Annotated in this window: 14 protein-coding genes, 1 tRNA gene and 1 pseudogene; 9 read left to right on the top strand and 7 right to left on the bottom strand. The window is 37.0% G+C overall.

The window, feature by feature from the left end; genetic code table 11:
• On the bottom strand, positions 1 to 135 hold a 135-nt coding region (locus CY0110_RS29035; protein ID WP_232285819.1), incomplete at its 3' end, for a polymorphic toxin type 33 domain-containing protein.
• Between the two features lie 306 nt (positions 136 to 441).
• Entirely contained in the window at positions 442 to 2,460 is a 2,019-nt protein-coding gene (gene bchD, locus CY0110_RS26110; protein WP_008278652.1) for a magnesium chelatase ATPase subunit D, read from the bottom strand.
• A gap of 320 nt (positions 2,461 to 2,780) precedes the next feature.
• Here bchD and CY0110_RS26105 point away from each other — a divergent pair, with 320 nt between their 5' ends.
• The 5 genes from CY0110_RS26105 (at position 2,781) to CY0110_RS26090 (ending at position 5,204) form a co-directional block, all read left to right on the top strand.
• Positions 2,781 to 3,080 carry a hypothetical protein gene (locus tag CY0110_RS26105; protein WP_008278651.1) on the top strand — a complete coding sequence of 100 codons (300 nt, stop codon included), beginning with the start codon at positions 2,781 to 2,783 and terminating at the stop codon, positions 3,078 to 3,080.
• A 263-nt stretch (positions 3,081 to 3,343) separates the two neighbouring features.
• Complete coding sequence (locus CY0110_RS28180) at positions 3,344 to 4,174, top strand: hypothetical protein (RefSeq protein WP_008278650.1); 831 nt, start codon at positions 3,344 to 3,346, stop codon at positions 4,172 to 4,174.
• Positions 4,146 to 4,760 carry a sigma-70 RNA polymerase sigma factor region 4 domain-containing protein gene (locus tag CY0110_RS26095; RefSeq protein WP_008278649.1) on the top strand — a complete coding sequence of 205 codons (615 nt, stop codon included), beginning with the start codon at positions 4,146 to 4,148 and terminating at the stop codon, positions 4,758 to 4,760. The genes CY0110_RS28180 and CY0110_RS26095 overlap by 29 nt, the downstream gene beginning before the upstream one ends.
• 17 nt (positions 4,761 to 4,777) lie before the next feature.
• Positions 4,778 to 4,906 (top strand): hypothetical protein, encoded by a 129-nt coding sequence (locus tag CY0110_RS31500; RefSeq protein ID WP_269720046.1) that lies wholly within the window; start codon positions 4,778 to 4,780, stop codon positions 4,904 to 4,906.
• Positions 4,899 to 5,204 (top strand): hypothetical protein, encoded by a 306-nt coding sequence (locus CY0110_RS26090; RefSeq protein ID WP_008278647.1) that lies wholly within the window; start codon positions 4,899 to 4,901, stop codon positions 5,202 to 5,204. Before CY0110_RS31500 ends, CY0110_RS26090 begins: the two co-directional genes overlap by 8 nt.
• Before the next feature lie 279 nt (positions 5,205 to 5,483).
• Here CY0110_RS26090 and CY0110_RS26085 read toward each other — a convergent pair whose 3' ends face one another.
• Both CY0110_RS26085 and CY0110_RS26080 read right to left on the bottom strand, forming a co-directional pair.
• Positions 5,484 to 6,641, bottom strand: a complete 1,158-nt coding sequence (locus CY0110_RS26085; protein ID WP_008278646.1) for a transporter substrate-binding domain-containing protein — start codon at positions 6,639 to 6,641, stop codon at positions 5,484 to 5,486.
• 62 nt (positions 6,642 to 6,703) lie between these two features.
• Positions 6,704 to 7,753, bottom strand: a complete 1,050-nt coding sequence (locus CY0110_RS26080; protein WP_008278645.1) for a Rieske 2Fe-2S domain-containing protein — start codon at positions 7,751 to 7,753, stop codon at positions 6,704 to 6,706.
• Between the two features lie 789 nt (positions 7,754 to 8,542).
• On the opposite strand from CY0110_RS26080, the gene CY0110_RS26075 reads away from it, so the two are divergent.
• The 3 genes from CY0110_RS26075 to CY0110_RS26065 all read left to right on the top strand — a co-directional run bounded on the left by CY0110_RS26075 (position 8,543) and on the right by CY0110_RS26065 (position 9,615).
• Positions 8,543 to 8,869, top strand: a complete 327-nt coding sequence (locus CY0110_RS26075) for a hypothetical protein (RefSeq protein WP_008278644.1) — start codon at positions 8,543 to 8,545, stop codon at positions 8,867 to 8,869.
• 122 nt (positions 8,870 to 8,991) lie between these two features.
• Positions 8,992 to 9,270, top strand: a complete 279-nt coding sequence (locus CY0110_RS26070) for a hypothetical protein (RefSeq protein WP_008278643.1) — start codon at positions 8,992 to 8,994, stop codon at positions 9,268 to 9,270.
• A 99-nt stretch (positions 9,271 to 9,369) separates the two neighbouring features.
• Positions 9,370 to 9,615 (top strand): Uma2 family endonuclease, encoded by a 246-nt coding sequence (locus CY0110_RS26065; protein ID WP_008278642.1) that lies wholly within the window; start codon positions 9,370 to 9,372, stop codon positions 9,613 to 9,615.
• Here the strand turns inward: CY0110_RS26065 and CY0110_RS29525 are convergent.
• Positions 9,599 to 10,603: pseudogene (locus CY0110_RS29525) on the bottom strand (IS630 family transposase). The gene CY0110_RS26065 and the pseudogene CY0110_RS29525 overlap by 17 nt on opposite strands.
• A 71-nt stretch (positions 10,604 to 10,674) precedes the next feature.
• On the opposite strand from CY0110_RS29525, the gene CY0110_RS26050 reads away from it, so the two are divergent.
• Positions 10,675 to 11,028, top strand: a complete 354-nt coding sequence (locus CY0110_RS26050; protein ID WP_008278641.1) for a Uma2 family endonuclease — start codon at positions 10,675 to 10,677, stop codon at positions 11,026 to 11,028.
• A 45-nt stretch (positions 11,029 to 11,073) separates the two neighbouring features.
• Here CY0110_RS26050 and CY0110_RS26045 read toward each other — a convergent pair whose 3' ends face one another.
• Positions 11,074 to 12,678, bottom strand: coding sequence for a TROVE domain-containing protein (locus CY0110_RS26045; RefSeq protein WP_008278639.1), 1,605 nt, complete (start codon positions 12,676 to 12,678; stop codon positions 11,074 to 11,076).
• A gap of 36 nt (positions 12,679 to 12,714) precedes the next feature.
• Positions 12,715 to 12,834 (bottom strand) — tRNA-Ser (locus CY0110_RS30240).
• Positions 12,835 to 12,880: the final 46 nt, after the last annotated feature.

Genomic DNA, 12,880 nt, shown 5'->3' with positions numbered 1-12,880 from the left:
ATCTTTATATAAGTCCTTTTTAGACGCATTTTTGCCTCCTTTGAGATCATGAATATCCACACCACTTTGCTTAAGTTTAGCAATTTCATAGGGAGTCAGTAATTTATCTTGTCTCCAATTACGATTTGATGTCATTATATTATTTATTCTATTAATAACTTGTTTACTATTCAAAAAATATACATTGCCTTCTTCTTCATCCACTTTCTTCGACAAAATCTTGAAATTGAATATCTTTAACATGGTTATTTTGCTCTTTATCCTACTTTTTTATATTAATATAAAACAATTTTTTTACTCTAAAAAATTGTTGAGGATTTTAGTTGCTTTTTTATTTTTTAGTAATATCTTACGGCAAAAAAATAAATTGTTAATTTTTATTAAGTACGGAAATCAATAATCAGAAAAGTGTAAAGACGCTAATTACATAGCATCTTTAACCTACTTTAAATCAGCGATCGCTCCTCTGGCCATCTGTGCGATCGCTTGATCTGTTGCCCTGGGTAACTGATAATAAGTCCCTCCCGCAGTTTGGGCCAACTCCTTACCAAACCCGGTAGAAACAAATTTTTTCTCGGTATCTATCATCAATAATTTAATGCCTAAACCCCGAATTTTTTTGGCAATATCTAACAATTCTTGTTTAATATCTGGCTTTTCCCCTTCGGGTATGGGTTCCCCTAAAGACTTGGCTAAAGGAATATTCCCCCGTCCATCGGTAATAGCAACGATCACCACTTGACCAATATCTCCCGACATCTTTGCATTCATCCCCACATGAACTGCCTGAGTTAACCCATGTGCCAAAGGTGAACCGCCCCCACAGGGCAAGGTTTCCAGGCGTTTACGGGCTAAAGAAATGGAACGGGTGGGGGGTAACAATACGTCTGCTTGTTCCCCTCTGAAGGGTATTAAGGCCACCTGATCCCTGTTTTCATACGCTTCTGTCAACAGACGCATCACAGCACCTTTAGCAGACTGCATTCGGTTCAAGGCCATTGATCCCGAAGCGTCCACTACAAAGACGATTAATGCCCCTGCTTTCCGTGCCAAACGCTTAGAACGGATATCCCCCTGTTCAACAATTACATTGCGGCCAGGATGCTTTAACCGTCGGGATTTTTGATAAGGTGCTGCTGCCCGTAACGTAGCATCGACAGCAATACGTCTCACTTTGCCTTTGGGTAACATGGGTTTAACATAGCGTCCGCGATCGTCCGAAAAGATAATACTGCGACTGCCTGATTTTCCTTGGTTTTGAGCCATCTGTGCAAAATACAACACACTAGGATCTAATATTACCCCTTCGATATCAAAGACAAACTCTTCAGGAATACCGGGGGGTTCTTGTTCCGGTTCTTCGTTGTTGTCTTCTTCCTCTTCTTGTTCCTCTTGGTCTTGGTTTGACTCATCTTCAGGTTGCTGTGGTGGGGGAGGAGGAGGGGGTTGGGGGGCATCTTCTGGAGGCGGTTGCATCATGGTAGAACGGGGAACGATCACCAGTTCTACTGCTCGTCTGAGGTCGTCTGAATTAATGATATTTCGTCCATCTAGGGCTGCTGATGCTTTGGCTACACGAACGGCAAAAAGTTCAGCACGATGGCCTTCTACCCCTCCTCTGATAGCCTCTTCAACTAAATATTGAATCTGATCAGGGGTAATAGTAACTTCTTTCAACCATTCCCTGGCTAAGATAATTTGTGTTTTAATATCATCTATTTCGTCGTCATATTGAGCAAGAAAGCTCTGAGGAGAGGTAGCATAGTCTAGAGCTTGGTTTACAGCTTGAACTCGTTGATCCAGAGCTAATACACCATCTGCTGATAAGGCGATCGCAATTCGATCCAGTAAATGCCGTCTGAGTGGTCCTTCTTCGGGGTTATAAGTTGCGATAAGAATGGGTTGACAGGGATGTTGAAAACTGATTCCTTCTCGTTCTATTTGGTTCCTTCCCTCACTTAAAACGCTTAACAGTTGATTAGATATTTGATCATCTAAAAGATTAATTTCATCTACATATAACACCCCTCTATGTGCCTGTGCCAATAACCCTGGTTGAAAAATGGCTTCTCCCTGTTTAACCGACTCTTCTACATCAACTGATCCCAATAATCTATCTTCTGTAACTCCGATGGGAACTTGAATAAAAGGGGCTGGAACTATTTCTGTGGGGATATCTTGAGAAGGAGTGTTTAAATATTGTTCTTGGGTGTTGTTGTCCCATTCACTGGGTTTGTTGCGATCGCAGTTAAAGGGATTATCTTCTATTCTTTCAATTGGGGGCAAAAGGGCGTGTATTCCCCTAGCAAGCACTGATTTTGCGGTGCCTCGTCTTCCTGCAATGACCACACCTCCTAAACCTGGGTCTACGGCTGCTAATAATAAGGCGAGTTTGATGGCTTCTTGGCCAACAACGGCAGTTAAAGGGAAGTTTAAAGGGGTTGCGGTGAGGGTAGGCATTCTGAGAATGTATTGAACTATTAATGCCAATGTATCATGAACCCTGATCGTAAATATACTGTTGTCGGGGTTGAATTATATTAAACCCTTTCATGATTTAGTACAACCTGTTATGACCTGTTATAAAGTTTTACGTTGAAACTATAGCACTAGGGTTTTTAGTCTACTGCGATCGTTGTTGTAAGAGTTAGCTACTTCTGGGACTGTGTTTTATAGTTCGGTGGTGAACGTTTGTATTATTTGAGGCGATCGCAACAGTAATAACCCATTTATAATGAACTCAGATATGTATATTGAAGACTTGTAGAGAATTTTAACCAATGAATGAACCTGTTACTGTTACTTATTCGTTAGAGGAAGTCTTTAAGCGCATTGAAGATAAAATCGACAATAACCAAAAAGAGATTAAACAAGAAATTAAGGATATCAATACAAAATTAGACAAGCTCAATGGTATTGAGGTGAAGATAGCAACCCTAACGGAAAAGGTTGAGGGGATGGACAAACGACTCGAAAAGGTAGAAGGCACTCAAAAAAATCAAGTTTGGGCTTTAATTATTCTTTTAGCTGGTGCTATTGCTACTGCTGGAGCAAGATTATTTTTTACGACTAACCCTTAAGGAAGTCAAAATAATTACCTGTAACAGTTAGCTACATCTCGGACTGTATCTTATAGTTCGGTGGTGAACGTTTGTATTATTGGAGGCGATCGCAACATTGAAAAACTATCTATGATTAGGTTAGGGAATGATGTTTAACCCTTCAAACCCCTGTGTTTAGCTTCGTGAAAAAAATTTTTTGTGTATCTTGTCCCATTTCGGTGCGAGTTTGCCTCTTAGTTAGAAGATGGACAACTGTAAAACGTATTCAATGGAGAACTATAATGCGGAATTCTTTTACTTTAGATGATCTTTTACTATTATGCGAAGAAGCGATAGAATTTTCAGAAATATCTAGCCAATCTGTGGAAGAATTGATAAAATCTATGGAAGAATTGACAAAATCTATGGAAGAATTTATAAAATCTTGGGAAAAACAGAGAAAATCTTGGGAAGAATTGAGAAAATATCAGGAAGAACAAGAATGTACCAATACTCTAAATGATTATTTGAATGATCATGTCACGCTATTAGATGTTTGTTATCGGTTGATTTTTAGTAGAAAAACCATACAAATAATAGAGTTAATGGAAGAACTACAAAAAACAGAATCGAAATCACTTGTACTAGAAAGAGAACTGACTTCTATAAACTTTTTTACCATAAAGTCAATCTTTGAGTTAGAAAGCAAAAAATGTACACAGATATTAATTAAAATAATGAAAGAATATATTACTATTATTTTCTCACTTCATCTGTTTCAAAAACAACGAAAATATCGAAGGTATGTTACTCAACTTAAACATATAAATAGTGAATTTTGGGATATATCACATCGAATTATATCCATATTTAGTGTCTTTTATTTGTTCACAAGGCACATAATTACCTTCACATTTTCAAAAATATCAACCGAAATAAATCGCCTCAAGAAAGATGACGGAGAAATTAGGCATGAAATTCCACAATATTGGCCATCAAGTAAATACCGAAAAAAACGAAGAGTTGAATTTAATCACACAATCAACTGTTTACTGCAAACTCAGTTTTGTTTTAGACAAACGTTATCCAACTTTGACGCTTCTTATGAGTTTAGTGTATCTAGAATATACTAACCGTAGAAATCATCTTGACAGCGAGTTAAGTTTCTTATTTAAAGACACTAACTTATTATCTTCATTAGAACAACAAAAGTTCTACGCTCTCATGAACCATATTGATAATTGTATAAAACATTACAATGTCAATGATATCGAAGAGTCTGATATTCTCGCAAAAATCTATCAAAAAGCTCTGAAAACAATTACAAAACGACCTATCTATAATCCCTATGGATGGGTAAAAAAAGCAGTTACTTGGGATGTTAAAGATATTGGTAGAAAATCTTGGGGAAAAGAACCCATTGAGTATAACGATGAACTTGGAGAAACCTTATTACACTCAACAGAAACAGATGCTTATACACTAATCCAAATGAAAAAACTTATTGATCTCATATTTGAGTCATTAAGCGATCTTGATGCTGAAATTTTGGTCTTGAAGTTAGTAGAAAATCAAACATGGAAAAAGATTCATGACAACTTAGTAGAAACTCATAGTTATTCTCTTTCTTATGATGCTTTTCGTAAACATTATCGACGACTCATCAAACGTATCAAAGAAAATGATACTTTTCAATCTATCTATCAATCATTATTTTAATTAAGGAGGAAACGATCATGATTTCAACAACACTAATGAATTTTTGCTATAACTATCTACTCCATAAGCTAAGGAAAAACTTAGGAGACCAAACCCCAGAAGATACCAATCAATCAGAAAATAATCGATGTTATAACAATGAATAAATACCTTCTCTACAAATTAATCTTAGAACGCTTAGAAACTGTGTCAGACTACTATCAATTAGTCAGTCGTGACAACATCTCTGATCGAGAATATGGTCGTTTATTAATCATTTTAGAAGCAGCAGAACATGACTTGCTTCTCAGTGCATTGCTGGAACAAATTGATTATTGTCTCTTGTCTCAAAAAGAAACAATGAACAAAACCAAACTCCGTCATTATCAAGAGCAAGGAGAAAAATTTAGAAGTAAATTGAAACAATTATCTTTGATGCCTAAAAATACTTCTGACTTCCATTAATTGTCCCAAAAATAGAATTAAATGCCTCTAGTTAGTAGCTGAGTTAAATAAAATTCAATGTCAAACCCTGCTACTAACAACAAGGATAATTCTTCTCATTTCTTGTCCAAAACTGTAACAATTTTCAAGAAATCTATAACACTGTTTTGTATCTTTTTTTATCTCACTCAATTCTCTAATTTTCCTTATAAGGAGAAAATGAAAACAATTTTTTATGCAGTTCAATTATGCAGATACTCTTTAGAGTTGATCAAAGATAAAGATTCATAATAGGTGATGTTACTGGCTAGATTTAGGTAAATAACGCTCAAGCATAGCTTGCCAGTCAGGTTCACTTAATTCTTGTAAAAGTTGCCGATTTAAAGGCTCTCGTAAGGGTGAGTTACTAGGAAGAGCAAATGTATAATGACTAGCTTGAATACCTGTGTCTTCAACATGAATAAGTTTCTTAAAGTCATTTTTGTTAATTGTCCATAAAGTGGTTGTATCGTGAACGAAAGCATCAATTTTACCTTCGTCAACAGCTTTAAGTCCATCTGCTGGATTAGAAAAAGTTTGAAATTGAATTTGTTCAAGTGTTAAATACCTAGCGGCGGTAGAGTTGGCAATACTACCAACTTGCATTGTTTTTAACTGTTGCACTTGAATGGGTTGAATTCCTTGATCTAGCACTAAAAGGGAGGTAAGCGAAGCAGTTAGACTTGCTGTCAAACCCATAGCCACAAGCATCCACAGTAAAGCCAAGATACGCCCTCCAATGGTGTGAGGTGCTTTGTCACCATAGCCAATCGTCGTCATCGTTACACCAGCCCACCAAAAACCGTCCCAAATGCCTTTTATCGGGGACTTGTTATACATTTTTTCGTTAGATTTATGTTCAAAAACCCAACACAGCAAGCCAACCACAAACAAGATTACAGTTACCCAAAAACAAATTTTCAAAAATTGCGGTGATATGACTGCTTTAACAATCTCCCAAAGTCGCTGTTTTTGCTTTGTAGCAACCCCTAACGTTGTAGCGAAATAGCTTTGAGTAAAATCGACTTGTTCTTCTCTAGGGGCAGTAGCTGTCATCAGAGCAACATCAAGCTTTCCTGACTTAAGCTGGTTAATTGACTGCTCAGCTTGAACTTCTCGCCATTCATAGTCAAGATCGAGTTCATAGGCAATTTCTCGCCAAAGCTGTACCCCAACCCCGTCCCAGTCAGTATTTCCTTGATTATTACTAGATTTGATAATAAAAGGAGGAACAGGGCTAAGTCCGACTATTAGGGTTTTTTCTTTGGGAATTAATGTATTGGGGGTGGAATTTTGTGATGGTTGAGCTAGAGTGAGTGACTGAATAAAAATGAGCAACAGGAAGATTAATAATGCACTTAATCGATAAAACCGTCGCTTCATTTTGCTAACCAAAACTCGCCCTCTTTTTGCTTCCATTGATCTTGAAAAAATACCGTTTTCGTATCTATAGTAACGGTACTTTTATTCAAATCGATCGCTTAACTTCTCCAGCGTAAAATTCTGGGTTCTACAGGATTTTTAAAAGGACGGTTTTCTGCTTGAGCTTTTTGATATTCTTGTTTCAAACGAAAATACCATTTAGCTTGAGTATCTGCATCATCAATTAACATTAAAGGAGGATCATAAACTAACCCTTCTTGTTGTTGAATAACCACATCTCGATCCTGAGCTAAGAATTTACGGGTTAATAAACTCAATAAAGGTTTAAATAGTCCCATCCAGGGAATTGTCCAGTAAATACTCTGAAAAGCGATACATTCCGTTTCATCAATGGGAGTAATGGTAGTTAATAAACAAGCAGAATAGCGATCGCCTCTTAGTATTTCTGTTCTGACACTGGGCAACTCAAAGACAATCTCAATAGAAACTTTATTGCCCAAAATTTTGTAGGGTCGCGCACTAACGGGCATTTCATAGGGAACCAAACGGAAACCTAAAGGAACGGGTTCATACTGCTTTTCTTTAACCCGAAACTTACGAGGTCCACTACGCCACCACCAGGAACTATGAACATAGGGGCCGTGTGCAGGGTCCATCAGTCCGATAATAGCATGATCAATATGACAAGCGAAATGGATGATTTCAGAGAGACCTGGGGAAACTTTACCAAAGTCTGGGATAGTAGGAACCGGTGGTATAGTAGAAGGATCAAGTTCTTTTTTGCTATCTTCAGCAAAATAAACCCAAATATTCCCTTGTACTTCTCGACAGGGATAAGTCGGAACCCGAATACGACTAATATCTAAGTCATCATATTCAGTTAAAGAAGGAATTTCACGACAACGACCATCTTCGCTGCTAAATTTCCAACCATGATAGCAGCAACAAACATCTTTTCCTTCTATCCATCCATACTGTAGGGGAATGCCTCGATGGGGACAAATATCACGCATAGCAAATACTTCCCCGTCTTCGTGTCGTCCCACTAGAACTGGTTCTCCGAGCATTTTTTTATGCACCATTTTACCTGGTTTAAGGTCTTTCCCAGGTAAGGCAACATACCAACAGTTACGCAATAGGGTGGTCATGGTGCAGTTTCCCTCCTTTCAAGCTAGTTGACGTAAGACCCCAGATTTTGTGCCAGTCAACAGAGTCAGATTGCATTTTATCCTAACATTTTCAGGATTTCACTATCACCAGCCAAGATTTATGTCTATGGATAGTCTCTGTTGTATAATCAAACATCAACTGACTTTATCTTGTTTTTTTCTTACTCTTTTTATCAAATATCAATTATGATTAAACAAGGTTTCCTCCGAGGCAACCATTCGTGACAACTTAAGGCTGTAAGTTAGACTTCAAGCTAGTTTTGCCTTACAAGTTAAATTCCAAAACTTAGCCAGAAATACAAGGAAAAAGTTAGCTAACATTATACGCTAACAAAATTTTCAAAACTCTCTTCCTTTAACCTTATAATTGATAGTAATACTAAGGATTCTTGTTGTTAAAATATTTAGGTATAAGTTAGTGATTTAACTGAAAAGAAAAATTAAGAAATATATTTGAGAGTCAAATAACAGGAGATTAAGCCTTCTCGAAGATGGTAGATTAGATTCAATCATCTTATAAGTATTTTCCCAAGAGTTGCCAAACAATAAAAATATGGATTGATGAAAGCCCACCCAGAAAATTTCTTATTTTGATATTAGAGGTAGAGTTCTATTAAATTAGTATTTTTGTTATTAATTTATTATAATTCAACCAGAAGAGTCATAATGCTTGAAAATTGAACAATATTTATAATTGTAATCTCTTAGAATTGAAATTGAAAGAAAATTACTATGATACAATAGTTAAAACAACAATCTTTAATACTTATGAATCGATTACCCCATAAAATAACAACAATTACTATTACATTTATCAGTTTAATTACATTAGTTTCATCGATAAAGCCTATCTTAGCTCATAGTGGTCATGATCATTCTCAACCTGAATCCCAAAATACAAAAATAGAAGAAGAAAATATACTATCTTCTCCAACTTCTGAAACTAAACAACCTCAAAAATTAGAAAATAAAACTATTAATGTTACTTTGCAAGAAACCAATCAATTGAATTTCATTCCTCAAACATCAGAAATTATCTTTTTATTGTTAGTTGCTAGTCCTGTTGTTCTAAAAATTATTAAACAAAAACTATAAAATTAAACATTATTTATGAAAAGCTTAATGAAATTCCTCATTTCCTCGGAATGACAATTAAAGACAGTAAAATATTCTAACTTATTTTTTTGATAGTATCGTATATATAAACAAGAATAATTATGAACAGAATAAATAAAACTTATTTACGTCAACTGCATTATAAATTTGCCCCTTTGATGATCTTTCCTTTGTTATTAACTGTTATCACAGGAAGCCTATTTCAAGTAGCAGTAGTAACAGGAAATGCTAATAATTTTGTCTGGTTATTAGAATTACATCGGGGAAAATTTGGACGGATTAACCTAGAAATAATTTATCCATTTTTAAATGGTTTCGGTTTGTTAATGTTAGGAATAACTGGGGTTATAATGTGGTTACAAATTCGTCCTCGTAATTAGAATAAGTTATTTTAAAATAGGCTATGAAGACCCTTACAAAACCACAAGCAGAAACCTATATGATCTTGTATACTAATTAGTTGGGAAATCTTTGATCGTATGAGTCAAGAATTAAGTCAAACTCCCAGTAAAAAACTTGCTTATCATGAAAAATATTTACAAATCATGAGTTCTTTAGGAGAACATGAAAATAATAATTGGTTTATTAGCCGTCTCATTTTTACAATGGCGGAAGAATGGGATATAAATATTAAAAGTTTTGGATCTTTAACCTTAAAAAGAAATGATATTCAAAAAGGAGTTGAACCCGATGCTTGTTTCTATAGCACTACGCAAAAACGTTAGGACAGTTTTGGAAAGCAGCATCTACACATTCTCGAACTGTCTCAAATTCAGGTAACATTTGTTTCATCCAAGTTTTTAACACTGACCACCAGTTTTCAATCTTGTTTAAATCAGGTGAATAAGCAGGTAAGTACCAGATTTCACATCCAGCTTCTTCAACAATTTCTCTGATACTTTCCCCTTTATGAAAAGTAGCATTATCAATAATAATAATATCTCCTGGTTTCAATTGAGGAATCAAACTTTGAGATAACCAAGCTTCAAATAAATCTCGATTACAACAACCCTCAAAAGTTAAAGGAGCAAAGATTTTACCATCTTTTAAAGCACTAATCCAACTTGCTCTTTCTCTGCTTGCTCCGTCCTATACGCCGAGGACACCTCGGCGCGGGCGGTGCGCTTTTCTTTCCACATTTCAGAGCGTAGCATCTTTCTCCTCTAGGACTATAACCATAAGCATAGTCATCTCTATTATCAAATCCCGCTTCATCTACATAAACTCTTCTTCTATTATCAATTTGTGATAGTTTTTCTTTGAAATCTTCTCGTTCTATTTCATTTCTTTCCTTATATCCGTAAGTTTGTCTTGGTGCGCGTTCCCTAGGTCGGGGAACCCGACCGGGGTCGCACCGCTTTTTTCCTGGTTATTCCCAGTTTTTGACAGGTATAACTTATATTTTGTTGAGTGATATTATTCCCCCATAATTTAGCCATTTTTCTTTGAGTTTTATTCTTATTTTCTTGAACAAAAAGCTTAAACTTTTCTTCATCTTTAATTTTACTATGTCTTCCTTGTTTATTGGCGGTCTCGCGGGAGCGAGTGCGGCTGCACCGCCCTGAAGTCTCCTGTTTCTTTTTCCCTTTTTAACCATAAATCTAGAGTATTGCGACTAATTTTGAATAAACGACAGACATTCACTTTTTTATGTCCTCTTTTCACTGCTTCAATCGCTTTTTGACGTAAATCATAGCTATAAGGTGACGGCATGATGGTTGGCGATCGCTTGCTCAATTAATTAATTCTTTTCTATTATAAAACTGTCCTAACCAAAATGCGTAGTGCTATATATCAAGCATGAAGTAGAAGTCAGAAATAAACAAACTATTGACTTAAATCAAGGAGATATCCCTCCAGATTTAGTGATTGAAATTGATATCACCAGTGGTTCTTTAAATAAATTTCCTATTTATAGTGCATTAGAGATTCCAGAAATTTGGCGATATGATGGTAATACGTTGCAAATTTATGGTTTAAATAAAAATACCAAAACTTATGAAAAAATAAAGCAAAGTTTAGCCTTTCCTTTATTAAATATCACTTTAATTCCTCAATGGTTAAAACAACGGTTAATAATAGGAGAAAATGCTACCTTAAAACAAGTTCGAGAATGGATAAAAGGACAAACAACATAAAAAGTAAAAGTAGGAGTTAACCATTGCTAACCCCTACAATAACCATTAAAGTTCGTCTTTTGCTAACATTTGGATTAAACGGGGGGTTCCTGGATCAAAGCCACCTAAGTCCCAAGATAGGGGATCTTTGGGATCAACCAAGGTGATACGATAAGGGGCTAGGGTCACATAAACTGCCTTAACTTTGGGGTTGACTTTTTGACGATATCGAGCCAAAACCTTAGAAGGATGATGGGATCCTGCCCAACTTTCGCTATCAGTCCAAAAACAGATGACATCAGCTTTAAAGCGTTCTTGGATTGCCCAATTATAAGCTACAGACGCATCGGTTCCCCCAAAGTTTCGCGTACTGGCTTTTTTCAACGCAGACTGAAAACTATCTTTCCGAGAGATTCCTAAATCAATAAATTTACTAGAAAATCCGCGAATCATATAGTTTTTCTCTGCCTTAGCTGTCACTAACGCCATCGCTGTTGCAATCTCACAACAACTTAACCCCACCGAGTCGACAACTCCCCAAGACATTGATCCCGAAATATCGACCGCGTGAAGAAACACCTTATTTGTCGGTTTAGCGGTCTCAAAGGACAATTCTACCGCTTTATCTAAAATTTCCCCAATACGAGGAACAGGAGTCCAGTTTTTCTTACTACGACCAATTTTTCCCCCAGACTGGTAGGTTTTCAGAGCTTTGAGGACATCAATTGGATGAATACGTCCTTTTTTAAGACGGTTCGCATCGTTAAGAACAGTTTCAACCCGATCTAGGTTTTCCGTTGCATCAGCCCGTAATACCCCTAACTCCGTCAACGATCCCAGGTTACGCAACATGGCACCGATGGGCATCTCGTTAAACAGCAGTTGCCAAGCTTTTTTGTCCATTTTTCCTACAGGGGCAACCATTTCATGGGTTAAACGACCTTTGGCGATCGCCTGATGGGTTTGATCGGGATGATGTTTTAACCATTCGTACCACCATATTTGCGTTAAAGCTTCTGAGGGGATGTCATCGGGAAGATCCTCCCATCCTTTTACCACCCAGTTAAATAACTGTTGATGCTCCTCAGTAGGGGGTTTAACATGGAACAAGCGCAACGCATCTCGGTTAGAAAAACTGTACCGTTGTTGGTACTTTAATAGTTGATAGGCCAACCCTTTGACATCTTCCCGTGATAACCATTGAGTCCCCACCTCTTGGATAATCTTGCCAAACCCTCGTAAAGATTTGGTGTAACTTAACCATTCATAAAAATGGCTACCGGTGCGAACAACTTCAGGGAAAATAGCCCGAAATGCCTGTTTTGCTTCAGCAGTCTTCCCCATAGACAGTAAAACTAACCCCAATAACGGCGCACTATTATTAATAGAACGTCCATCACTAGCGTAGAGTATTTCAGAGGCAACTAGATCGGGATTAGTAGCCACTCCTCGTTTAACAACTTTAATAAAGTCGTCCGTTAGTTCGTGTTTTTGAGCATAATAGGTGCTTTTTGCCGTTCCGATAAGGAGACAACGCCGTAATAGTTTCCACAACCCTGCATCAAACATCCAACCCCCCGATCGCCCTTGGATCATTTCGGCTTCTCGACCAGGAATAGGCTGTGTTTGGGGCGTTCCTTTATGTTTACCGGTAAAAAATTGATAGTTCATAGTTATTTCCTCGGCCAGTTGTGGCAAAAAAAGACACGGCGAAGGTGGGAGTCGAACCCACACCTTTCGATTAGCAGTCGATAACCCTCATTTTTCGGCCCATAAGGCAAGGGATAAACAAGGATGTAATGTTCTATCCGTTTAAACTACTTCGCCAAGTGGTGACGGAGAGGGGACTCGAACCCCTGTCAGACTTCGCTTT

This window comes from Crocosphaera chwakensis CCY0110 (assembly GCF_000169335.1).
GTDB classification, from domain to species: domain Bacteria; phylum Cyanobacteriota; class Cyanobacteriia; order Cyanobacteriales; family Microcystaceae; genus Crocosphaera; species Crocosphaera chwakensis.
The sequence above is the reverse complement of the archived record's forward strand: the minus strand, read 5'-3'. Positions and strand labels throughout refer to the sequence as shown.

What these genes read in the sequence shown, in the direction of transcription:
- CY0110_RS26045 (WP_008278639.1), bottom strand. Translation starts at nt 12,678, where the DNA reads ATGAACTATCAATTTTTTACCGGTAAACATAAAGGAACGCCCCAAACA.
- CY0110_RS28180 (WP_008278650.1), top strand. Translation starts at nt 3,344, where the DNA reads ATGCGGAATTCTTTTACTTTAGATGATCTTTTACTATTATGCGAAGAA.
- CY0110_RS26095 (WP_008278649.1), top strand. Translation starts at nt 4,146, where the DNA reads ATGAGTTTAGTGTATCTAGAATATACTAACCGTAGAAATCATCTTGAC.
- CY0110_RS26070 (WP_008278643.1), top strand. Translation starts at nt 8,992, where the DNA reads ATGAACAGAATAAATAAAACTTATTTACGTCAACTGCATTATAAATTT.
- CY0110_RS26085 (WP_008278646.1), bottom strand. Translation starts at nt 6,641, where the DNA reads ATGGAAGCAAAAAGAGGGCGAGTTTTGGTTAGCAAAATGAAGCGACGG.
- CY0110_RS26080 (WP_008278645.1), bottom strand. Translation starts at nt 7,753, where the DNA reads ATGACCACCCTATTGCGTAACTGTTGGTATGTTGCCTTACCTGGGAAA.
- CY0110_RS26075 (WP_008278644.1), top strand. Translation starts at nt 8,543, where the DNA reads ATGAATCGATTACCCCATAAAATAACAACAATTACTATTACATTTATC.
- CY0110_RS26105 (WP_008278651.1), top strand. Translation starts at nt 2,781, where the DNA reads ATGAATGAACCTGTTACTGTTACTTATTCGTTAGAGGAAGTCTTTAAG.
- CY0110_RS26090 (WP_008278647.1), top strand. Translation starts at nt 4,899, where the DNA reads ATGAATAAATACCTTCTCTACAAATTAATCTTAGAACGCTTAGAAACT.
- CY0110_RS26065 (WP_008278642.1), top strand. Translation starts at nt 9,370, where the DNA reads ATGAGTCAAGAATTAAGTCAAACTCCCAGTAAAAAACTTGCTTATCAT.
- bchD (WP_008278652.1), bottom strand. Translation starts at nt 2,460, where the DNA reads ATGCCTACCCTCACCGCAACCCCTTTAAACTTCCCTTTAACTGCCGTT.
- CY0110_RS31500 (WP_269720046.1), top strand. Translation starts at nt 4,778, where the DNA reads ATGATTTCAACAACACTAATGAATTTTTGCTATAACTATCTACTCCAT.